The organism is Bacteroides sp. MSK.18.37, from assembly GCF_019129155.2.
Taxonomy (GTDB): Bacteria; Bacteroidota; Bacteroidia; order Bacteroidales; family Bacteroidaceae; genus Bacteroides; species Bacteroides ovatus.
In genome coordinates, this window is the sequence record NZ_JAHOIB020000001.1 from 2,801,774 (window position 1) to 2,824,031 (window position 22,258).

The window sequence follows — 22,258 nt, forward strand, 5'->3', positions numbered from 1 at the left end:
CTTATGAAGAAAAAAGCCATACACATGAAATTCCTGAATCACTCCATAGGATTCTGCCTGCTCCTGACGCTGTTGTGTTACTCCTGCGCCAGCGACTATCTGGATACCGCCCCTACCAATCAGGTATCTCCTGCCGATTTATTCAAGGATGAAGCGTACGCTGCCTATGCTGTCAGCGGATTGGAGAAGTTGATGAAAACCACTTACCCCACTAATAAACTCGATGGCGTGTCATTCAACGGTGAAGGATCTGTCAAACTGATGTATGCCGAGTATCAGGGGGCTGACATGTATTGTCCCCGCAACAATTTCTATACGATATTCAACGGGGCTTCTCATGCCATACCTACCAGTAGTTACACGGAGTATATGTGGCATTATTACTACAAAGTAATCAGTAATGCCAACGCTATTATAAATTATGTCGACCCCGAAGGTAGTCATAAATTCAAATATATTTATGCGCAGGCACTAACCTACCGTGCCTATTGTTACCTGCAACTGCTGCAGTTCTACTCGCCACGCTGGTGCGATTCGCAAAACGGCAGTGCTGAAGGGGTGGTTCTCCGGCTCAATACATCTTCTACCGGCGACTGTCCTCTTTCTTCTATGCTGGCCTGTTACGAACAGATTTACAACGACCTTAACCAGGCCATCACCTATTATCAGGCATCCGGAATTGCCCGCAAAGAAGACGAGAATCACAAAATCAATGTGAATGCCGCTTACGCCACCTATGCCCGTGCCGCACTCACCCGTGAGGATTGGAGTACTGCCGCCCATTACGCTGCACTAGCACGTGCCGGTTATCCGCTTATGAATGCCGATGAATATTTCGACGGATTCAGTACCGTCAACCGCGAATGGATATGGAGTATCTATGACAGTGAAGAAGAATCGCTGGGAAACTCATCCCTCGCCGCACGCCTTGCATACAACTCCTCCTCTACTCTTGTATGCACTTATCCGGCCTGTATCAACCGTGAACTGTACGATGCATTACCGGAAAGTGATATCCGCAGGGGACTTTTTCTCGATCCGCTCGAATATACTTATAACACGGGTGGTATAACAAACAATGGTCTGGGCGGAAGTGCACTCACCAGTTACGCCCAAGGGTTGCATCCCGACCTGAATACTTCGGCAAAAATATACGCTTATATGTCGTTCAAATTTAAGTGTATCGACAAAGTAGGTGCCATGCCTTTCAATCTTTTCCGCAGTTCGGAGATGTATCTCATCGAAGCAGAAGCCAACTGCCACCTGACGCCTTCAAAAGAAGCGGAAGCAAGGCAATTACTGAAAGAACTGATCCGCGACAGCGGACGCGACCCTCAATATACTTGCGACAAGAGCGGTCAGGCACTGCTCGACGAAATAAAGTTCTACCGCCGCATCGAACTATGGGGCGAAGGATTCAGCTGGTTTGACTTCAAACGGCGCAAAGACACCATCGTACGCCACACCTTCGAAGACGGAGGAAACTACATGACCAACGCAGCCGTAACTATCAACCCGGAAGACGCCAACAACTGGATGTGGGTGATTCCCGCCAAAGAATACGAATATAACAATGCCATAAATAAACAATAAGAACACTGTAAATCCATAGTAATCAAGATGAAAATAGTCAGGTATATCAGTATATGTTTGTTGTTCACCTTTATCGGATCTCTCCTTCCAACCAAGGCGCAGGACAATCCGTACAAGATAGACCACTCTCTTTATCTACTTTATGAGGAGGCAACTAAACACCGTAACAACGCAACCGGACTGGAAATAGCTGATACTATCTATACCAAAGCCATCCGGATCAACGATAAAAAGGCACAATGCCTCGCTCTTACCATTCCGGTAATCTACTATTTCAATAATGGGAAAACGGAATTACTGGAGAAAGCAATCAGCAGGCTTCAGGAGATATCCCGAAAGAACAACTACCTGCAATATTACTACTTTGGCAGCATCTACAAAGTTAATTACCTGATGAACACAGGTAATACCCTGCGTGCGCTCCAGGAGGCTGAATTGACTAAAGAACAGGCATTTGCCGACGACTATCCCTACGGTATCTCCACTTGCCTGCGAATGATGGGAAACATTTACTTTGCGCGCAGGGAAAACCGGACGGCACTGGATTACTACCAACAATCGCTGGTATACACACAGGAGAAGCTCCCTGAGCAGGATATATCTTATATATACTGGAACATATCCATGCTCCAACAAAACCTGAAACAATATGAAGCAGCCTACGAAAATGCCGAGAAAGGAATCAAGTGTGCCAAGACTTCAACCAACAAATATGCCTGTATGCTGCGTAAATGCACACTTTTATACGCGCTCGACAGGGAGGAGGAATTCAAAAGCTATTATCAGGAATGTTTAAAAGCGACCGAAAAACATGGTGAAACCAGAAGGAATGAACTGAATAAGTTGAAGATATACAATTATATACTCAACCAACAATATGATAAAGCGCATGCTCTCGCCGACTCCACCTCTATCTTACATGAGAGAATAGCTTTTCAGGCAAATATTTACGCAAAAGAGCAGAAGTACAAAGACGCTTACCAAGCGCTTCAGAAGCTCCAGAGTTTACAGGATTCTCTGAACCAACTCATACAGACTGCCGACCTGTCGGAACTGAATGTGCGTATCGGCAACGAACAACTGAAAAGAAAAGCGCAAGCCTTGCAGCTGGAAAACACACAATTAAACCTGCAAAAGACAACGCTCGAACTGCAGCAAACGAAATCGCAAGTGGAAATCGAGAAGATGAACGCCGAAAATAACGAGCTACTACTAAAAAACCGTAACCTGGAGCTCGCACAATTCAAAGCGGAAACCGAACGTACACAGAGTCTTATGGTAGCTAAACAGGCAGAATCCGAACGCCAGCTGATGATATTGAAATTCATCCTGATATTCTTCTGTTTCTTTGCCATAGCCCTCACGCTCTACCTTTATCTACGCAGAAAATCAATCAGACAACTGCAAGAGAAGAACGAAGAACTGACGATTGCCCGCGACCGTGCCGAACAGGCAGACAAGATGAAGACTCATTTCATGCAGAACATGAGCCACGAAATCCGTACCCCGCTCAATGCCATCGTAGGATTCTCACAATTATTATCCAACCCGGATCTGCCATTGGAAGATGAGGAAAAGCTAGAATTCAGCTCGCTCGTCCAACACAACTCCGAACTGCTCACCACGCTTGTCAACGATATTCTTGACCTTTCCGCACTGGAAAGCGGCAAATACACCATGAACCTGACTTCCTGCCATTGCAACGAAATGTGCAGGCTCATACTCTCTACCGTAATGGATCGAAAAGCGGAAGGAGTGAAGCTTTATTATACCTCCGAAGTGGCAGACGATTTCCAGATCACCACAGATGAACAACGCCTGCAACAAGTGCTTATCAACTTCCTTACCAACGCAGAGAAGCACACAGAAAAAGGGGAAATCCATCTGCATTGTTCACTGACCGAGTATCCCGACAGAATCACGTTCTCTGTCAGCGACACCGGGCCGGGCATCCCTGCCGACAAGATGGATAGTGTATTCGAACGCTTCAAGAAGTTGGATGAGTTCAAACAGGGATCAGGACTGGGACTGAATATATGCCGCACCATAGCCGAACGATTACATGGAGAAGTCAAAGTAGACAAGAGCTACACCAATGGCGCACGTTTTCTGCTTATACTTCCATTAAAATAAGATTAGCTATTGACTTTCCTCTTTTTATTTTGTATCTTTGAGGAACAGAAAAAGAAAAAAGCAATATGAGTTATATAAAAATCAAGACATAATAACACATTATCAAAACATATATTTCCATATATGGAAGAACCGAATGGGAGAAAATCAGTATTGATTTTCTCCCATTTTGTATATATAAATCCCACATATTCCAATAATTCTCTGAAAATAGTTTCTAATAAACTCAGATACCGTTCTTAATAAACTCTCTCACTATTTATTAAAAACGGTATTTGGATTTATTATAGAAATGTAAATATATTGTTGCTAACAATATAGAAGTCTATTCAAAGATGAGTAAGGCAAACATCGAAACAGTCAATATTACGTACAAATAAGCTATAACAAATTTCTTACATCCTAATAGAGAGATACTTCTTCAAGGCATCTTCCTCCGCTTTTGCAACCAAACTATAGAAATCATCATGTTGTTGTTCCGTATGTGAACGTTCTAATGACTTAAGAAGTGACTTTGCATCCACAAAAAAAGAAAAAGCCCCGAAAGATATCTCTTTCAGGGCTTTTCTTCGTTGGACTACCAAGATTCGAACTTGGACAAACAGAACCAAAACCTGTTGTGCTACCATTACACCATAGTCCAAACTTATGTGCTTTCTCTTAAAAAGCGGTGCAAAGATAGAGGTTTGCAAGCAAACCTCCAAATATTTCGTTCACTTTTTTATATTCTATCGAATGAATCATGCATTATTACTTTGCAATCAGCAGATAATAGTTCTTTTTGCCGCGCTGAACAAGCAGATATTTCTCGTCGAGCAGGTCAGCAGTCGTAACTACCTGATCAAAGGCTGCCAGCTTCTCCTTATTCAGCGAAACGCCACCGCCCTGAACCAATTTACGCATTTCACCTTTCGACGCAAATACGGCCGCATTATCAACGAATAGATCAACAGCCTTTACTCCTTCTGCCAATACATCACGGGAAATCTCAAATTGAGGCACTCCTTCGAATACAGCAAGCAGCGTATCTTCATCCAGTTTGCGCAAAGCTTCCGAAGTCGCATTACCGAATAAAATGTTCGATGCGTCTACTGCTGCGTTATAATCATCTTCAGAATGAACCATCACAGTCACTTCCTTAGCCAGACGTTTCTGGAGAAGACGCAAATGCGGAGCTTTCTGATGTTCGGCAATCAATGCTTCAATTTCTTCTTTCTCGATGGAGGTGAAGATTTTAATATAACGTTCGGCATCGGAGTCGCTTACGTTCAACCAGAACTGATAGAACTTGTATGGTGAAGTATAGCGAGGGTCCAGCCAGATATTTCCGGATTCTGTTTTACCAAACTTACCACCATCAGCCTTTGTAATCAGCGGGCAAGTCAATGCGAACACCTCTCCCCCATTGGTACGGCGGATCAATTCGGCACCGGTAGTGATGTTTCCCCACTGGTCAGAACCACCCATTTGGAGCTTACACCCCTTTGTTTCATACAAATGAAGAAAATCATATCCTTGAAGCAATTGGTAAGTGAACTCAGTAAATGACAATCCATCACGTGCTTCACCATTCAGACGACGTTTCACAGAGTCTTTCGCCATCATATAGTTTACAGTGATGTGCTTACCTACTTCGCGAACAAAATCGAGGAAAGTGAAGTCTTTCATCCAGTCGTAATTGTTCACCAGCTCGGCACGGTTAGGTACATCCGACTCGAAGTCGAGGAACTTGGCAAGCTGATTCTTGATACATGCCTGATTGTGACGCAATGTTTCTTCGTCCAGCAGGTTACGTTCTGCCGATTTACCGGAAGGGTCACCAATCATACCTGTAGCGCCACCGATCAGTGCCAACGGCTTATGACCGCAGCGTTGGAAATGACGAAGGATCATCACTCCACAAAGGTGACCAATGTGTAGCGAATCGGCAGTCGGGTCGATACCCAAGTAGGCAGTCACCTGCTCTTTGCTTAACAACTCTTCTGTTCCCGGCATGATGTCCTGCAACATGCCACGCCATCTCAATTCTTCTACAAAATTCATCGTATTACTCTTTAATTATTTGGTTTTTATTGTATTTCAATTCCATGTGCGACAAAAGTACGACTCTTTCTCGGAAGATACAACTCTTACGCCTTAAAAAAGACATTTTGGATATTCCGGCGAATCACCTCACACAACGCTTCCACTTCTACCCCACGCACCCTGGCTGCCTGACACAGGATATCTTCAATATCAAGCAAGCTGTCATCCGTTTCCAAAAATAGGCGTTCATCGGGGACTATCTGCATCGTTTCATCGGGATAATATTCCCCAAAAGAAAGATAAAACCCTTTCTTCAACAACTGTACCGCCTGCTCCGGTTTTCCACGAAAGCCATGCCATATCCAAGGTTGTTGGGGGCGAGATTCTTTTTTCACACCCAGCAGTTCTTCCATTGCTTTCACGCAGTGAATAATCAACGGCAAACCGAGCTTTTCCGACAACTTTACCTGTTCCTTAAACACCGCTAACTGAAGCTCCATCGGAGCTTTTGCCAATTTATCCAGCCCCGCCTCTCCTACAGCTACAAACTGCTTTCTCTGTAGCTGCTGTTGAAGAAAGCTCAATTGCTGACTGACATTACTCTCTCTCACCTCCCAAGGATGAATACCAATAGAATAATAAGATCCTCTACCCACAGCCACTTCCACATTCTCTGCCAGAGGCATATACAATGGAGGGTCTGCCAATAACGGATAATTGATGATGGATTTTCCTTGGGTATCAATTTCCTGTTTATGAGTATGGATATCTAAAATATCAGTCACATTCTTTTTCATTTTCTATTTCTCGTTTCAGTTGTCTCAAGGCACGGGATCATAACCGGAACCACCCCAGGGATGGCATCGCAGAATACGCCGCACAGCAAGATAAAGCCCCTTTATAGGACCATGTTTCTTAATTGCTTCGAGCGCATACGCTGAACAAGTAGGCGTGAACCGACAAGAGGGAGGAGTAAGGGGTGAAATACAAATCCGGTAAAAATAGATGGGAACAAGCAGGAAGAAGGAAAATACCTTTCTCAAAATTCCCGTAACGAATACCCACGCGGTAGATATCCGGGAGTTATGAGGTTTCATGAGAATAGTTTTTCGGAGATGCGCGCAAGCGCTATTTTCATTTTCTCTTCCAGCTCGGCAGTAGCAACAAGCTCGTCCGACAGATAGATAAAGGCAACGGCTAACCGTTGCTCCCGGCGTTGCAGTTCATCCACCAGAAGAGACTTGTTCTTCCGGTAGGCTTCACGTATCTGGCGTTTCACCCGGTTGCGTTTCACCGCCCGTTTAAAACGACGTTTCGATACACTGATTAATATGGAAGCAGGAGCCTCGCCCTGCTCGACAGGCATATATACAACGCGTATCGGAAAGATGGAAAACGATTTAGAAACACCGCCTTCAAACATCTTTCCGATCAAAATTTTACTATTCAGCCTTTCGGCTTTACACAAAGTATATATACCCACTCTGTTTATTTATTGTTTTCCTTGATAAACATGTCAAGTGCGGCAGTCATTGACGGAGCCTGCACCGTAGGAGCCTCAAGGTCCAGACGGAGACCTGCGTCACGTACAGCCTGTGCGGTAGTAGATCCGAACGTTCCGATCTTAATCTCTTTCTGATTAAAATCCGGGAAGTTCTTCTTCAAAGAAGTCACTCCGGCAGGGCTGAAGAACACTAACATATCATAATCAAACTCCTCGTCCGGTGTAAAGTCGTTGCTCACCGTGCGATACATCACAGCTTCCGTATGCTGAATGCTGTTCTTGTCGAGCAGGTTTTTCACATCGTCATTATGTACGTCTGACATCGGAACGAGATACTTCTCCGTTTTATGCTTTACGATGGAAGGAATCAGGTCTTCAATCTTTCCAGTAGCTCCAAAGAAGATCTTACGCTTACGATATTGCACATATTTTTGAATATACAATGCAACAGCTTCCGTCACACAGAAATACTTCATAGTTTCGGGAATTGTCACGCGCAATTCAGTACACAAAGTGAAAAAATGGTCAATAGCATGGCGCGAAGTGAATATTACGGCAGTGTGGTCGAGAATCGAAATTTTCTGTTGCCGAAATTCTTTCGCCGAAAGACTTTCAACCTTAATAAAGGGCCGGAAATCTATTTTAACGCCATACTTTTCAGCTATGTCGTAATAGGGAGATTTCTCTGACGCAGGCTTAGGCTGCGACACTAGTACTTTTCTAATTTTCAACGTCCTAAAATTTTATTAGCAAAATATTGTTCATTTGAATCATACCCTGATACAGTAAAAGACAAGGTACTATTTCAAGAGCGCAAAAGTACAAAATTAATAGGAAAAGCCCGCTAAATTGATGAAAAAAAAGCTTTATCCACTTATAAAACATCAATATTTTAGTGAAAATTAAAATAATAGACCCAATTATAACCAAATTCGTTAGACTCAAATCAAAATAAACCAGGAAAAGAACGAACGGAAAAAGGGCAAATCCGACATAATATATGAGCGCAGAATACGATTCCAGCCATATATTTGTCTTATTTTTATCAAAAAACGTCCACCCCAGAAACATATAAAGCAACCATTTTAGTAAGAAATAAGCGAGGCAAAAACCAACGTAAATACCCAGCAAAAGGAGAGAGGATACATGGTCCATCAGAGCGGGACATGTATCATGAAAATAATTGAGAAATGTGATGCCCGACAAGACACAGGTCTGCAATACAAGCACAAGGAGATAACGCACATCAGCCGCCGTAGAGCTATCAAAAATGCTCGTCCGTTCGCGATGCAATACAAAGTCTTTCACCTGTTGGGAGAGAAATTTCTTTCCACGTGCCAAGGCAATGGAGGAGAGAAAGAAGCAAGCCAGCAATGTCAGCGCAATAGCATCATCCGTACGGGGAGAGTAGGAGATAGGGGTTCCTTCAAAGCCAGAATCAACCTCTTGTACAGCATGAAGATCGGCCAACTGCAGGCTATCACTGTCTGCCTTTGCCGGACTAATCTGTTTCTGCTGGAGAAGAGACAAGGTATCCGTGTTCTGGGAACTTAGTGTATCACCTATCATATCGCTGCAAATTTACGAATGGAAATATCCCATACAGGAGTCTCATAAAGCAGCTGAACAGCTTCTTCCGGTGTCTGCGCCACTTTCCATATATCACCGTGTTGGCGTCGCATAAAGTTTTCATCGATTGCTTTTTCAAGCATTTCGAGCAATGGATCGAAAAATCTGTTTGTATTGAGAATTATAATCGGATTGAGATACAACCCCAATTGTTTCCAAGTGATAATTTCCAGCAATTCTTCAAGGGTACCGCATCCACCCGGCAAAGCGATGATACCATCACTCAAATTGGCCATCTTCTGTTTGCGTTCGTGCATGGATTCTACCTCGATCAGCTCTGTCAGTCCAGTATGATGCCAGTTTTGTTCCACCATGAAGCGGGGAATCACTCCGGTCACTTCACCGCCATTTTTCAACACAGCATCTGCCACAGAGCACATCAGACCGATACTTCCAGCTCCGTTTATCAAACGGATATGGTGTTCGGCAAGCAGACGGCCGAGAGTCTCGGCTGCTTGAAAGTAAACAGCATCTATCTTGGTACTGGAAGCGCTATATACGCATACGGAATTTATCTGGTTCATCTTCATCACTATCCATTATTATATCGAGAAGGCAAAATTACGAAAAAATTCCGTTATTCATATTCAACTTAATCAGAGATCATTTTTATCTCCGCATTTATCTATCTTCATAAAAAAATCTTGGACTTCTTACTTTTTAGAAGTCCAAGAGCTTTTCTCACAGAGAATACATCTATCACAGATTTCTCATCTACTAACAGGTGTATCACATTGTTGCTGAATAAACTTCATTATCTGAACCATAAAATTGTTCAAATACCCTACCAGTAGTAATCCAGCACACAATTAAAAAGTGATTTTAATTTTACGTTTCAATATACCTTAATGAGCCTTTCACAAGGCTTATTAAGCCCACGAATAAAAGTTAACCGACTCTTTCCCCTTTCGGTCATCTAAATCGTCATTTCAGCAATGCGCCATATATTTCAGCAGCGGGGCTTCAACAGTTAATGATTTAGGTATATCATCTTATGTTAGTTGCAAATAATATATATTCCAAAGATTTAATCTAATTCAAAATCTCCGATAAAGGCTTCCTTCGGAAGTTGTATCTCCAAAGTATATTTACCTTTTTCCTCACCTGCAAGATCAATATAAACCTTATCTACATTTAAATCAGTAGATGTATAAACCACTTCTCCCGTCTCTGCATCCTTGATGGTAACAGTTACAGTGGGAACAGTAGAAAGAAGGTCAATAGATAACAATGAGTTTTCAATAAAAGCATCAGGAGTAACAGGGATAGACCGATGTTGTACCTCAGTTTTATTCTTTAGCCTGATTTGACGTGCAGATATCATTTCATGTGCAAAAGAAAACATACTTACTTGAAGTAAGACAGTCAACAACAAAAAAGGTAAAAATTTAGCTTTCATAATAAATGGGTTTAAAATTTCGCTCCAAAAATACACAGATGAAGCAAAAGAAACGATTTTTATGCGGTAACAATGGTAACAGCCTTTCATTTAGAAGCAAAACAAGCCTAGAGAAATCAGCATATCTCACTGAATATCAACACCAAACACGCGATCGAAAATTTGAGCATCCATTTTGTTCTTTATACGATTTTTACGGGTTTTAAGAGCATCTGATGTAGCATCCATCAACTCCATCATGACAGTTTTCGAGCAACAAAGCAATGAAAGAACACAATAAAATATATCATCACCAGTTAAAGCCGGATAACGCTCCTTCAAATTCATCATCACATCAACAAATGCACTAGAAATTTCAGAACGTATCTCTTTTCTCAAACTACGCATCACCAATAGTTGTTTAGGAGTCGCTTTCTCTAATGCTTCCAATTGATCGTAACAATTAGTTGTTTTAAGTACAGATATACATAATTGAATTTGCTGCTCTGTTAACTTCGACCTTTTCTTATCTAGATCTTCTTTATTAGTTTCCGAAATCTCTTCCTCTTTGAGCAGCATAGTATCTACCCGATTTTGGGTCAATTCACGTTGTAATGCTATATAACGCTTTTTCCTTTTCCTATCATTCCACATAAAACAAAAGACACAAATAATCATTAAGAAAAAGAATACAGAAACCAAAGTAAAAACCAGCATTTTAGTATGTTCTGACAATAGCCTCTTATGTTCTTCTAATTGATGTTTATCCATAAGTCGATTGAGTTCTTCATTGTCATTCATAATCTGCATAGAATCATAAAGCACTCTATATGCATCCATATTTTCTGTCGCAATCTTCCATTCACCTCTTTTCTTTGCTATTTGATGCATTCCATCATAGCAAACAGCCTTTCCATAAATATTAAGTTGGTCTATATTCTTACTAAAGAAATAACTGGCAGAATCAAGTTTATTCAAATTCAACATAATTTGAGCTTTTGACAAACAGACATTAACAGCATCATCCCCTTGCATAATCATTGCTTTCGATACATATTTATCGGCTTGAACATAATCTTTTTTTTCATTGTAAACCATAGCGAGGTCATGATAAAGAGCTCCTATCAAACTAGAGTCTTGCTCTGCTAATGCATAATCAAGAGCTTTTTGATAATACAACAATGCGCTATCCTTTTTATTTTGTAATAAACAGATACGTGCAATACCTCTCAATGGATATGTCTGCTGACTTCCCCCCCTCTAATATCTGATAAGCTTGGCGATAAGCCTCAATCGCTATATCATACAAATCATCTTTTTCATAACAGTCCGCAAGATTATCATATATCATTGCCAAGAACTCATCCCTAACAGGCATCAACCGAATTGCCGTCAAATACTCGTCTACAGCAAATGAAGTATACCCTTTCTCTAAATAAGTAGCTCCCCAATAATAATGAGCTTTTGCAGCACGTACACTTTTCTTCTTATCACCATAGTATTCAACAGCCATTTTTATCAGCGAGTCATCTCCTAAAGCAATATAATTTTTATGCCTTGCTTGCGTAAGCAATAGCGCATAAAGTGCTCTGTCAGCACGTGGTAATTTCTGTGGGGAGGAAATTGATTCCAAAATGGATAATGCACTATCAGGATATATTTCCATCAATGAGTCAGCAGATAGTAGCAATGGACTCTTCACCGAAGAAGAGCAGGAAGATAGAGAGACAGACATCAGAATGCTACCTACGCTGACAAGTAAACTAAAGAACAACAATAAATAGCGTTTAGGATAACAACATCTTGTTTTCATTAGGCAGTCCGTTTATTTACAGGTCAAAAGTAGCAAATTCCGGCAAAAGAAGTTTAATATCCAAAAGATATTTATTTAAATATAACTTATTTAAAATCAAGAGCCACAACCTCATATCCTACTAGAAGGAGTTGAGATTGTGGCTCTTATCGAATGAGCTAAGCTCGCTTTCAGACTGTTTTACAGACCAAAAGCAGCTTTAATTTTATCTACGTAGTCGAGTTTCTCCCATGTAAAGAGTTCCACTTCCACTGTTTTATCTCCTTCGTAACGAGAAGAAAACTTCTTCGTTATCACTTGCGGTTCACGTCCCATGTGACCATAAGCGGCTGTTTCCTGATAAATAGGATTACGAAGTTTCAGACGTTCTTCGATTGCTTTCGGGCGAAGATCGAACAACTGATCGATAACGCGGGCAATCTCACCATCCGTCATGTTAACGTGGGAACGGCCATAAGTATCTACAAAAATATTGATCGGACGAGCCACACCGATAGCATAGCTCACCTGTACAAGCATTTCATCTGCTACACCTGCCGCAACCATATTCTTTGCGATATGGCGTGCTGCATAAGCTGCACTACGGTCTACCTTGCTAGGATCTTTTCCGGAGAAAGCACCACCACCGTGAGCACCTTTACCACCATAAGTATCAACGATAATCTTACGACCTGTCAAACCGGTATCTCCGTGAGGACCACCAATTACGAACTTGCCCGTAGGATTCACATGATAAATGATTTTATCATTAAACAGTGCCAACACTTTATCGTGATGGATAGAAGCAATGACACGAGGCATCAGAATTTCAATCACATCACGGCGGATGATAGACAGCATTTCTTCGTCAGCTTTCAGCTGGGCGGCTTGAGAATCATCTTCCGGTTGGATAAAGTCATCATGTTGCGTAGAAACAACGATTGTATCGATGCGAACAGGAGTTCCGTTGTCATCATATTCGATAGTAACCTGGCTTTTGGCATCGGGGCGGAGGTAAGTCATCACCTTTCCTTCACGACGAATGTCGGCCAGCACTTGCAGAATGCGGTGTGCCAGATCAAGAGAAAGCGGCATATAGTTTTCCGTTTCATTGGTAGCGTAGCCAAACATCATACCCTGGTCGCCTGCACCCTGTTCCATCGGGTCCTGACGCTCTACACCACGGTTGATATCGGGACTTTGCTCATGAATAGCGGAAAGTACGCCACAAGAGTTACTTTCGAACATGTACTCTCCTTTGGTATAACCGATTTTCTTAATCACTTCGCGCGCGATGAGCTGGAGGTCAACGTACGCTTTTGTTTTCACTTCACCCGCTAGCACCACTTGTCCGGTAGTCACTAGTGTTTCGCAAGCTACTTTCGAACTGGGGTCGTAAGCCAACAGTTTGTCAAGCACAGCATCCGATATTTGATCGGCTACCTTGTCGGGGTGTCCTTCTGACACCGATTCGGATGTAAATAAGTATCCCATCTTTTTAAATTAAGAATTAAAAATTGAAAATTAAAAAATGAGAGAGAGTAGGAGAGGCGAGTGCTGCAAAGGATAAACCGAAAGGCGTCAATCAGACGTGTTTTAGCATTTTTTTCCGTGGTTGCAAGCTACTCAAATCTGTCCACACTTTCATTTCGGTTGCAAAGATAAAGAGATTTCGGAGATAATGAGTATCTTTGCCCTGTATTTAACACATAAATAGATTTATAATGATTCTAAATAAGAAATTAAAAACGCTTTTGGTGCTGGCTCTTTATATAGGCTTCACGATTGCTATCTACGCCATTGTTTGCCATTTCATCGACAAGCCGTTTCAGGAGATTCATTTGCTGTATGCAGTATTGATAGGATGCATTGCCTATTTACCGGTCTTTATTGCGGAGAAAAAGAAGAAGTAAGCTCCTTTATCGTTTTTCCAAGTACCGGATGCACTAATCCGGGAGCAATTTCCGCCAGTGGTTTCATGACGAAGTCACGTTCTGCCATCAACGGATGTGGGAGGATCAACTTTGCTCCTGAAGGAGAAGTGGTGGAAAGTATCAAATCATCATAAAGCAACAAGTCAATATCAATCAGGCGGTCGCTATATATGCCGTTAACGGATTTCTTCGTACGTCCCAATTTCTGTTCAATCGCCTGCGTTCTCTGTAAAACGTCTATGGGAGCCAATTCGGTATCTACACAAACCGCTGCATTCAGGAAACTGTTATCGGAAGAAAATCCCCAAGGGGCAGTTATGTAAAAAGCAGACAGGGAAACGATTTTCCCTACCTGCTCTTCTATTTTCTGCACGGCATCCCGAAGATTTTGTTCTTTATCCCCAAGGTTAGTGCCGAGTCCCAGATAAACTTTTGCCATTATTTGTCCAAAATCAGCATTGCATCTCCATACGTGCCGAAACGGTAACCTTCTTTCAATGCTACATGATAAGCATCCATCACCTGGTCATAACCACCAAAAGCAGCTACAATCATCAGTAAGGTAGAAAGCGGCATGTGGAAATTGGAAATCATTGAATTGGCTACGGTAAATTCATACGGAGGGAAGATAAACTTGTTAGTCCATCCTTCAAATTCCTTGAGATGTCCGTCAGTGCTGACTGCGCTTTCAATAGCACGCATCACTGTCGTACCTACCGCACATACATTTCTACCGTTATCTTTGGCACGATTCACGGTTTTCACCGCCATTTCGTTTACAAACATTTGTTCCGAATCCATCTTATGCTTCGTCAAGTCCTCTACGTCGATGTCGCGGAAGTTACCCAGACCAGCGTGCAAAGTGATATATGCAAAGTCCACACCTTTGATTTCCAGACGTTTCATCAACTCACGGCTGAAGTGCAAACTAGCAGTCGGAGCAGTCACCGCACCCTCGTTCTTTGCAAAAATAGACTGGAAGCGTTCAGCATCTTCCGGTTCTACGGGACGGTTGATAATAGAATGGGGGAGTGGAGTTTCACCCAGAGAATACAGTGCCTTTTTGAACTCGTCATGAGGTCCGTCATAAAGAAAACGGAGCGTACGTCCGCGAGAAGTGGTGTTATCAATCACTTCAGCCACCATTGAATCGTCCGGCCCGAAATACAGCTTGTTACCGATACGTATCTTACGTGCCGGATCGACCAATACGTCCCACAAACGAAGCTCTTCATTCAACTCACGCAACAAGAATACTTCGATACGAGCACCTGTCTTTTCCTTGTTACCATACAAGCGGGCAGGGAATACCTTTGTATCGTTGAATATAAACACATCTTTATCATCAAAGTAGTCCAACACATCTTTGAACATCTTGTGCTCAATCTTACCTGTATTACGATGCAATACCATCAAACGAGACTCATCCCTATATTTCATAGGATGTAGAGCGATCTTATCCTCGGGTAACTTAAATTTGAATTGTGATAATTTCATATCTATTCCTTATTACGTTAATTATTTTCTTCCTCATTTTCTATCTCCTGTCCGTCGATCCACTCTTTAAAGTGTTCGGGATTCAGACAGTCTTCCAACCGGACATCACCTACACGGGTACGGATCAATCCTGTCAGGTGAGCTCCGCTATGGAGTGCTTCGCCGATGTCGCGGGCCAAGGCGCGGATATAAGTCCCTTTGCTGCATACGACACGGATTTGAATCATCGGTTCCGGATCATCCAGGCGACATTCCAGCAATTCAATCTCGTCGATAACAAGCTGTTTTGCTTTTAGTTCGACTTCTTCTCCTTTCCGGGCCAGTTCATAAGCACGCTTGCCGTCTACCATACAGGCAGAGAAGGCAGGGGGGACCTGATCGATGGCACCGATAAAGTGCGTCAGCACTTCTTCCACCAGTTCCCTTGTGATATGCTCGGTAGGGTAGGTGGCATCTATTTCATGTTCCAAATCGTATGACGGGGTAGTAGCGCCCAAGCGCAACGTTGCTACGTACTCCTTCGTATGATATTGAAACTCTTCTATTCGTTTGGTTGCCTTGCCTGTACATACAATCATCACCCCTGTTGCAAGAGGGTCCAGTGTTCCGGCATGCCCGACTTTTAGTTTTTTCACTCCGATCCGACGGCAAATATGATAGCGGGCGTGCCCTACTACTTTAAATGAAGTCCATCCGAAAGGTTTATTGAAAAACAGTACTTCTCCCTTTTTAAAATTCATCAGCCAATTTCTAAGTTGTATCCAAGCAGCAGCATTACCAGAATGGTTCCGCCAACAATAATTCTATACCAGCCAAACGCCTTAAAGCCATATTTCGTAACAAAGCTAATAAAGAACTTGATAGCCAGCAAAGCAACGACAAAAGCCACCACATTACCGATAATAAGTGCCGGCATGTTGTTGACAAGAATCTCGGTGCCACCATCCAGGAAGAGTTTCAACACCTTGTAACCGGTTGCCGCAAACATAGTTGGCACGGCAAGAAAGAATGAAAATTCGGCAGCATCCTTACGAGTCAGCTTCTGGGCCATACCTCCGACAATGGTAGCCATCGAACGGGATACTCCCGGTATCATAGCAATACACTGAAACAAACCGATATTGAATGCCTTTTTTTCAGTCAGCACCGTATCTTCGCTTCCTTTCGAAAAGATCTTATCGCAGAACAACATGAATATACCACCGATCACCAACATCACTGCCACTATTGCTACACTCTCCAGCATCTCGTCTATCTTATCGCTGAACAGGAATCCCAAAATGGCGGCAGGAATAAAAGCTACCAGTAATTTCCAGTAGAAATCAAATTTATGCAGAAAACACTTCAAAGCGGAAGCTCCCGCAGGAGCCGGCGTATGGTTCAACCGGAAAAAACGCTTCCAATAAAGACAAACCACTGAAAGAATCGCGCCAAACTGAATAATTACAGTAAATGCTTTTACAAATTCTGTACTTTCTACTCCTAATATGTTTTGTGTAATAATCATGTGTCCTGTAGAAGAAACCGGTAGAAACTCTGTCAACCCTTCTACAATAGCAATAATAATCGTCTCAAATGTTGTTAAATCCCCCATCTTTATTCTTCTGTTTTTTGTGTTTTAGGTTTGCGTAATACAGCGTAAATCATAGACAAGAAGCCAAACAGGCAAACGACTGGCGCTACCTTGATTCTGCGTACACTGAAAATATCGGGTTCAAAAGAGGTTTCGGACGATGTAGGTCCCGTCATCAATAGAAAGCCGATAATAACAATCGCCATCCCTATCGCGAGCAAGATAAAGTTCACTTTATCAAAGGCAAATTTCTGCTTGTCAGACATAGTTTATTTAATTACAAATTACTAATTTCAATCATTCCCTTAATCTATCAGTCGGTTGTTACGGATGCTAATCACACGCAAACACAGGTTTGCCGTCAGCCATTCGCCATCCGCTAAATATAGTACAGGCTGTTTGCTTTCATTCTCAAGTATTTATTCATGGAGAAATAGGCGCATAGCCACGTTATTACAATTCCAAACGCCAATACGCTTGCACAGACTATCAACATGACTTCAGGCGTGATGACCTGAAGCAATTCCTGTTCGTACGTCACGGCCCAATAAGCGGTCCCCATCAATATGGAATCGGCAACGATGGCTGCCAGTATTCCGCTCCATACATTCTTTCGAAGGAATGGCCCTCGGATGAATCCCCAACTCGCCCCTACCAGTTTCATCGTATGAATGAGGAAGCGTTTCGAGTAGATAGCCAGTCTTATCGTATTGTTTATCAGAGCAAAAGAAATAAAAGTGAGCACCACTGCCAGAGCGAGCAGCACCAGGCTGATATTTCGTATGTTATCATTCACAGCGTCAATCAGTTCCTTTCGATAGAGCACGTCTTGAATATTGGTGTTCTTTTTAATCATTTTCTCTATCTTTGCGATGCTGTCGGAATTGGCATAGTCGGAATGAAGCTTGATTTCGATGGAAGCGGTAAAGGGGTTATAGCCCAGGAATTCTTCCGGGTCAGTTCCCATTGCCTCCGTCTGCTCTTTCAATGCTTGTTTTTTAGAGATGTATTCGGATTGTTTCACGAAAGGTTCCTGATTCAGTTTTTTCTGAAGTTTCAGTATATCCGCTTCTTTCATATCGTCACTGATAAGAACGGAGAAACTGATATTCTCGCGGACATATACGGAAAGATTGTGCGCCGTCAATACGAAAAAGACAACCAGTCCTAACAACAGCAACACCAGTGTCGTACTGATACTCGACGTGATGAACTGCATGTCGAAGATTGAACCTGACTTATATTTGTTTTGATTTCCCATGCGTTATCTCTTTTTTCGGAATACATAAATCATGGAACTACTGCGTTCTTTCCGTCCTAAAGCATTAAACCACGCTAACGTTCCGGCAAACATCCCTTTCAGGAAACTGCATGAACTGCCACGATGTTTTTCGCTCAACATGGATACGTAGAACGCATCGAACGGCATCGGATGACGCGCCGCCATAATAAAGCCATGACGGGAAGCCAATTGTTGTATAGTGCCCGGAGTAAAATGCCAGAGATGACGGGGAACGTCGTATGCCGCCCAATACTCGCCATAACGTTGAGCATCATAAGAAGAGCAGTTGGGTACGGCTACAATCAATACTCCTTTTTCTGTCAGCAACTCATGAAGTCGCTGCCACACTTCACCAAGGTGTTCCAGATGTTCCATCACATGCCAAAGGGTGATGACATCAAAACTGCCGGGAGCAAACTCTTTCAGAGCCGATTCGGGCTTTACGTCCAAATCGAAATGCAGCTTCGCAAACTCACGTGCCTGCGGACTTTTCTCCACCGCCTCCACTTTCCAGCCCCGGCGAACCATCGTATCGGAAAAGTAACCGGTTCCCGTACCTATATCAAGCAAACGCCCTGTTTTACGATGCGCTTCCTTGGCTACCAGGCGCGCTTTGCGGCCCAGCATATAGGAACGTACATAATGGTAGATATTATTCATCGCGCCTTTGCGCGTATCAGTGTGAGAGATATAGTCGGGAGTCTCATAATACTTGCCTATCTCTGCTTCCACGGGGACTCCTTGTGTGAATGTAAATCCACAGTCCTCACACGAATACAGTTCAAACTGTTCGCCCGAAGCATAAAAATCCGTACAAGTCATGACGCGTTTCAAGTGCGCACCGCCACACACCGGACAAGCATTTATACTGAGTTTCTCCATTAACTATCTAAGCAAAATTAAGTGCTGCCTCGAATGACAAGACAACACTATACCCGAATTTGGTGCAAAGAAACAAATAAAAAGTGATGGATTGGGGTTTTGTTAAGGACTTTTAATAGAAGAGTTGTCCCGGTATGAAGTGGGAGTAGTTTTTACAGCTCATATCGGGACAAGATATCTTTTTGAAGAAAGATCAAAAAGTCAGGTTAACAGAAACTATTTAAATTCTATATTAATACGATAACCAGCTAAATCTACAATTTTTTCCTTTTCCTGAAACGAAAGCGAATCATAGTCCTTATCCCATATTTTCAACGATATTTTATTTCTTTCATCTTCGAATAACTTTATTAAGTCATACAAGCAATTATAAAAGACCCGCCAATCAGAAATCGAGAAACCATTATTATCTTCTATATGTACTTTCATATACACTCCGGCACCTGATATTTCTAATTCTTCTTCCTGATTGATATTACGCCTAGTAAAAATACATCTTCTACTTGCACTATCAAGATAAAAAATATAATCTACAGCTAAACCGCGGATATCAGATAATTGAGTAGGGGTGTTTTGTACTTTTATATGTCCCCCTTCATACAGATCAATATTAAAAAAACACCTATCAGTTGCTCTTAACAGTTCAGTTTCATCGTTATAGCACGACAAACACCAGTCGATTATACTATCTGACAAATTAATATTAGTAAATACCGCCATTTTCACGCCACCTTTTTTAAGCAACAAAGAATCATTTAATAATGTACATAATTTAGGGAAAGCATGACTGTCGTCCACAAAATCATAGCCAGTACGAATTAGTCCAGGTAAATCAGTAAAAACTATTTTAGGATGAGATTTTGCATCAACTATTAGTTTAATTCCATATATAATTGAAAAAAACAACAGGATTAATAAACAAGCTACTTTTCTATTTCGCATAACTATTTAAATTTATCCATTGGTTACCAGACTTCCAAGGTGCATATATATAAACTTTAGCATTTGGTGACGCCATTATTAAACTTCTTGCAGCATTAATATCAGGTGTTGATGGAACAAAGTCCACATTAGGATTCGTACCTGTATGGCTATGAGCATCGTATACTTGATTTTCAAGTTTGTAATCTTCCCTAAAACAGAGAAACTAGGTGCTTGGCTATTCTGGTGAAGAGTACCGACAACAGAGAATACATAATACCCTGATACAAATTGAATATTTTCTAGTCAGCTTATGCCAGGGTAAGACACATAGGCAAGTAGATTCGTTTACTTACTATTATCCTTTACTAGATTCACGTTTCTTTGAAATCTCTCATCTGCATCATCTGATAGTCTCTGCTTGTCAGTATTACTCATAGCATCCCATTTATCAGACCAAAATCTGAATCTCGACATTTCCCCATCCTTCTTATCATATATACCGTGGTTTAATATCTGAAATTGAATACTAGGAGACGTCATAGAAACATTAAATCCATAATTATCAATATCATGAAACATCACTTTTGTTTGAGAATCTTTCCCATTTACATTTATAAGGCTGTATGTTGATCTGCAAAATAGATTATAGAAATACTCCCAAGGATCTTCTTTCAACGTCAGATTTCTAAAGAACTCATCTTGATGAGGCAGGCTTTTATATTCTAAAATTTTTTTTTCATTCGGTCCCAAAATAATGGACAAAGAATCACCAAGTGACAAATAAAGGCTATCCTGACCATCTACAACAGCATAATGTTTTTTAGTACTTGACGACAAGTAAACAATGGAATCTGTATTGTTTTTCAGATACATTTGTCCATATACGTTCTTTATCATTGTAGTATTCTGGTTTTCATTCCAAAGCAAATTCCGTTTTATACTATCCACATTACAACTTAAATAGGAATCGCTCAACTCAACATCATGAGACATAATCCCCATCTGTACTGGGCATCCTTTCACATATCCCGAAAAATAGGGCCACAATTCCGTAATATTAAAATATGTGTCCCATTCCCTAAGCAATGAAGTATCTATTAATATTTTCTTCTCTCCAAGTTTGGAAACAACCAAAAGCCAACTCTTTCCCCCGCCTCCTTCTACCACAAAATTGCCCGAATAACCAGACGCCTCTATCATTTCCTTTACAGACATTGGTGCCTCATCCAATTCTATAAAACAGAGATACTTATCCTTGTACTTAATGATCTTTGAAGGATATTCAAATTTTAAATCTGCCGGACAATCAGCTGCTTGAATACTGTATATATGATTGGAATCATTAATAGCCAACTCATATAATACTACATATTCATTAGCAATCAAGCCACTATCCACAAGCAATTTGGTTTGCGCTTCCACCGCTTGCTGAACTTTGTTTATAGTAGGCTGTTTACAGCCTACTATAACAAATAATAATATCAAATTTAGAAACGTAGTTCTCATTACTTCATAAATTTATCATTTAACTTATCTAACAACGTTTTACCCGTATCTATTTTATATGCATTATTACCAATACGTGAATCTTCACTATTGTAGAAGAATAATACTTTACTATCCCTGTGATAGACAGCACCTGTCTTTATTTTCAAATTTTTCATGTCTTGGTCAGAAGCTTGGGCATTATATGGATGTGAATGCATATCTATCACTTTATCTCCTTTTACATTCAATTCACTCTGTTTATCAGAGAATACACTATCTTCTCTACCCGAAGTTCCGATAATAGCCGTTTTATCTCCCTTATCATTATATATATCCAACTTCCATTCAACAGAAGTGTTATCAGCTCCAAATTTGAAAACTTCGGCTGCATCCTCAAGGCTTGATGTTGAATTATAAGTTTCAAGACCTCCTGATTTACCATCTTGCATATTATACATTCCAGAAAGTATTTTTTTATCATTCACAGTTATCGATTCAACACCTGATCTAGTGCTCATCAATCTATCATCAGTAGAACCCTCTACAACAGTTTTGAAAAGCCTACCTGCACTGTTTACTGTATAATCAGTTTTTCCATCAATATCTACTCTCAACACTGGATTA

22 protein-coding genes, 1 tRNA gene and 1 pseudogene are annotated in these 22,258 nt (G+C 41.4%); 3 read left to right on the forward strand and 21 right to left on the reverse strand.

Translation table 11 applies throughout. The features are described from left to right. The first annotated feature begins 3 nt into the window (after positions 1 to 3). Positions 4 to 1,593, forward strand: coding sequence for a RagB/SusD family nutrient uptake outer membrane protein (locus KSX81_RS11510; protein ID WP_004296869.1), 1,590 nt, complete (start codon positions 4 to 6; stop codon positions 1,591 to 1,593). A gap of 27 nt (positions 1,594 to 1,620) precedes the next feature. Then, on the forward strand, positions 1,621 to 3,726 hold the full coding sequence (locus KSX81_RS11515) for a sensor histidine kinase (protein ID WP_004296868.1): 2,106 nt from the start codon (positions 1,621 to 1,623) through the stop codon (positions 3,724 to 3,726). 572 nt (positions 3,727 to 4,298) lie between these two features. Here KSX81_RS11515 and KSX81_RS11520 read toward each other — a convergent pair. The 11 genes and pseudogenes from KSX81_RS11520 to metK all read right to left on the reverse strand — a co-directional run bounded on the left by KSX81_RS11520 (position 4,299) and on the right by metK (position 13,548). After that, a tRNA-Gln gene (locus KSX81_RS11520) sits at positions 4,299 to 4,369 on the reverse strand. A 107-nt stretch (positions 4,370 to 4,476) separates the two neighbouring features. Then, positions 4,477 to 5,769 (reverse strand): tyrosine--tRNA ligase, encoded by a 1,293-nt coding sequence (gene tyrS / locus KSX81_RS11525; protein ID WP_004298913.1) that lies wholly within the window; start codon positions 5,767 to 5,769, stop codon positions 4,477 to 4,479. Between the two features lie 86 nt (positions 5,770 to 5,855). After that, positions 5,856 to 6,548: a TatD family hydrolase gene (locus tag KSX81_RS11530; protein WP_004298911.1), complete on the reverse strand. Its 693-nt coding sequence runs from the start codon at positions 6,546 to 6,548 to the stop codon at positions 5,856 to 5,858. A 24-nt stretch (positions 6,549 to 6,572) separates the two neighbouring features. Then, complete coding sequence (yidD, locus tag KSX81_RS11535) at positions 6,573 to 6,848, reverse strand: membrane protein insertion efficiency factor YidD (RefSeq protein ID WP_004298909.1); 276 nt, start codon at positions 6,846 to 6,848, stop codon at positions 6,573 to 6,575. Next, complete coding sequence (gene rnpA, locus KSX81_RS11540; RefSeq protein ID WP_004298908.1) at positions 6,845 to 7,234, reverse strand: ribonuclease P protein component; 390 nt, start codon at positions 7,232 to 7,234, stop codon at positions 6,845 to 6,847. Before rnpA ends, yidD begins: the two co-directional genes overlap by 4 nt. A 5-nt stretch (positions 7,235 to 7,239) precedes the next feature. Then, the gene (locus KSX81_RS11545) at positions 7,240 to 7,986 is read right to left on the reverse strand and encodes a uroporphyrinogen-III synthase (protein WP_004298905.1); all 747 of its coding nucleotides are present in this window, start codon (positions 7,984 to 7,986) and stop codon (positions 7,240 to 7,242) included. Between the two features lie 4 nt (positions 7,987 to 7,990). After that, positions 7,991 to 8,824, reverse strand: coding sequence for a DUF4271 domain-containing protein (locus tag KSX81_RS11550; protein WP_004298903.1), 834 nt, complete (start codon positions 8,822 to 8,824; stop codon positions 7,991 to 7,993). Next, positions 8,821 to 9,408: a TIGR00730 family Rossman fold protein gene (locus KSX81_RS11555; RefSeq protein WP_008646994.1), complete on the reverse strand. Its 588-nt coding sequence runs from the start codon at positions 9,406 to 9,408 to the stop codon at positions 8,821 to 8,823. The genes KSX81_RS11550 and KSX81_RS11555 overlap by 4 nt, the downstream gene beginning before the upstream one ends. Positions 9,409 to 9,911: 503 nt before the next feature. After that, positions 9,912 to 10,283, reverse strand: coding sequence for a DUF3244 domain-containing protein (locus KSX81_RS11560; RefSeq protein WP_004298899.1), 372 nt, complete (start codon positions 10,281 to 10,283; stop codon positions 9,912 to 9,914). A gap of 126 nt (positions 10,284 to 10,409) precedes the next feature. Further along, positions 10,410 to 12,075, reverse strand: a pseudogene (locus KSX81_RS11565) (tetratricopeptide repeat protein). 180 nt (positions 12,076 to 12,255) lie between these two features. Beyond that, positions 12,256 to 13,548, reverse strand: coding sequence for a methionine adenosyltransferase (metK, locus tag KSX81_RS11570; RefSeq protein WP_004298895.1), 1,293 nt, complete (start codon positions 13,546 to 13,548; stop codon positions 12,256 to 12,258). 230 nt (positions 13,549 to 13,778) lie between these two features. Between metK and KSX81_RS11575 the strand changes: the two genes are divergently transcribed. Continuing rightward, positions 13,779 to 13,967: a hypothetical protein gene (locus KSX81_RS11575; RefSeq protein WP_004302899.1), complete on the forward strand. Its 189-nt coding sequence runs from the start codon at positions 13,779 to 13,781 to the stop codon at positions 13,965 to 13,967. Here the strand turns inward: KSX81_RS11575 and folK are convergent. From folK to KSX81_RS11625, 10 genes are all read right to left on the reverse strand, one after another. Next, positions 13,942 to 14,427 carry a 2-amino-4-hydroxy-6-hydroxymethyldihydropteridine diphosphokinase gene (folK, locus tag KSX81_RS11580; RefSeq protein ID WP_004298891.1) on the reverse strand — a complete coding sequence of 162 codons (486 nt, stop codon included), beginning with the start codon at positions 14,425 to 14,427 and terminating at the stop codon, positions 13,942 to 13,944. The two genes, KSX81_RS11575 and folK, sit on opposite strands and share 26 nt — an antisense overlap. Continuing rightward, positions 14,427 to 15,485: a tRNA preQ1(34) S-adenosylmethionine ribosyltransferase-isomerase QueA gene (queA, locus tag KSX81_RS11585; RefSeq protein ID WP_004298889.1), complete on the reverse strand. Its 1,059-nt coding sequence runs from the start codon at positions 15,483 to 15,485 to the stop codon at positions 14,427 to 14,429. Before queA ends, folK begins: the two co-directional genes overlap by 1 nt. A gap of 17 nt (positions 15,486 to 15,502) precedes the next feature. Next, positions 15,503 to 16,225 (reverse strand): tRNA pseudouridine(55) synthase TruB, encoded by a 723-nt coding sequence (gene truB / locus KSX81_RS11590; protein WP_004298886.1) that lies wholly within the window; start codon positions 16,223 to 16,225, stop codon positions 15,503 to 15,505. Then, complete coding sequence (locus KSX81_RS11595; protein ID WP_004322592.1) at positions 16,225 to 17,079, reverse strand: undecaprenyl-diphosphate phosphatase; 855 nt, start codon at positions 17,077 to 17,079, stop codon at positions 16,225 to 16,227. Before KSX81_RS11595 ends, truB begins: the two co-directional genes overlap by 1 nt. A gap of 2 nt (positions 17,080 to 17,081) precedes the next feature. Beyond that, positions 17,082 to 17,324 (reverse strand): DUF3098 domain-containing protein, encoded by a 243-nt coding sequence (locus tag KSX81_RS11600; RefSeq protein ID WP_004298881.1) that lies wholly within the window; start codon positions 17,322 to 17,324, stop codon positions 17,082 to 17,084. Between the two features lie 113 nt (positions 17,325 to 17,437). Further along, complete coding sequence (locus KSX81_RS11605; protein WP_117513332.1) at positions 17,438 to 18,319, reverse strand: cell division protein FtsX; 882 nt, start codon at positions 18,317 to 18,319, stop codon at positions 17,438 to 17,440. Positions 18,320 to 18,322: 3 nt separating this feature from the next. Continuing rightward, complete coding sequence (locus KSX81_RS11610; protein WP_004298876.1) at positions 18,323 to 19,222, reverse strand: methyltransferase domain-containing protein; 900 nt, start codon at positions 19,220 to 19,222, stop codon at positions 18,323 to 18,325. Between the two features lie 216 nt (positions 19,223 to 19,438). Further along, on the reverse strand, positions 19,439 to 20,164 hold the full coding sequence (locus tag KSX81_RS11615; protein WP_217725590.1) for a hypothetical protein: 726 nt from the start codon (positions 20,162 to 20,164) through the stop codon (positions 19,439 to 19,441). A 327-nt stretch (positions 20,165 to 20,491) separates the two neighbouring features. Beyond that, positions 20,492 to 21,652 carry an Imm65 family immunity protein gene (locus KSX81_RS11620; protein WP_004298872.1) on the reverse strand — a complete coding sequence of 387 codons (1,161 nt, stop codon included), beginning with the start codon at positions 21,650 to 21,652 and terminating at the stop codon, positions 20,492 to 20,494. After that, complete coding sequence (locus tag KSX81_RS11625) at positions 21,652 to 22,251, reverse strand: JAB-like toxin 1 domain-containing protein (protein WP_004298870.1); 600 nt, start codon at positions 22,249 to 22,251, stop codon at positions 21,652 to 21,654. Before KSX81_RS11625 ends, KSX81_RS11620 begins: the two co-directional genes overlap by 1 nt. Positions 22,252 to 22,258: the final 7 nt, after the last annotated feature.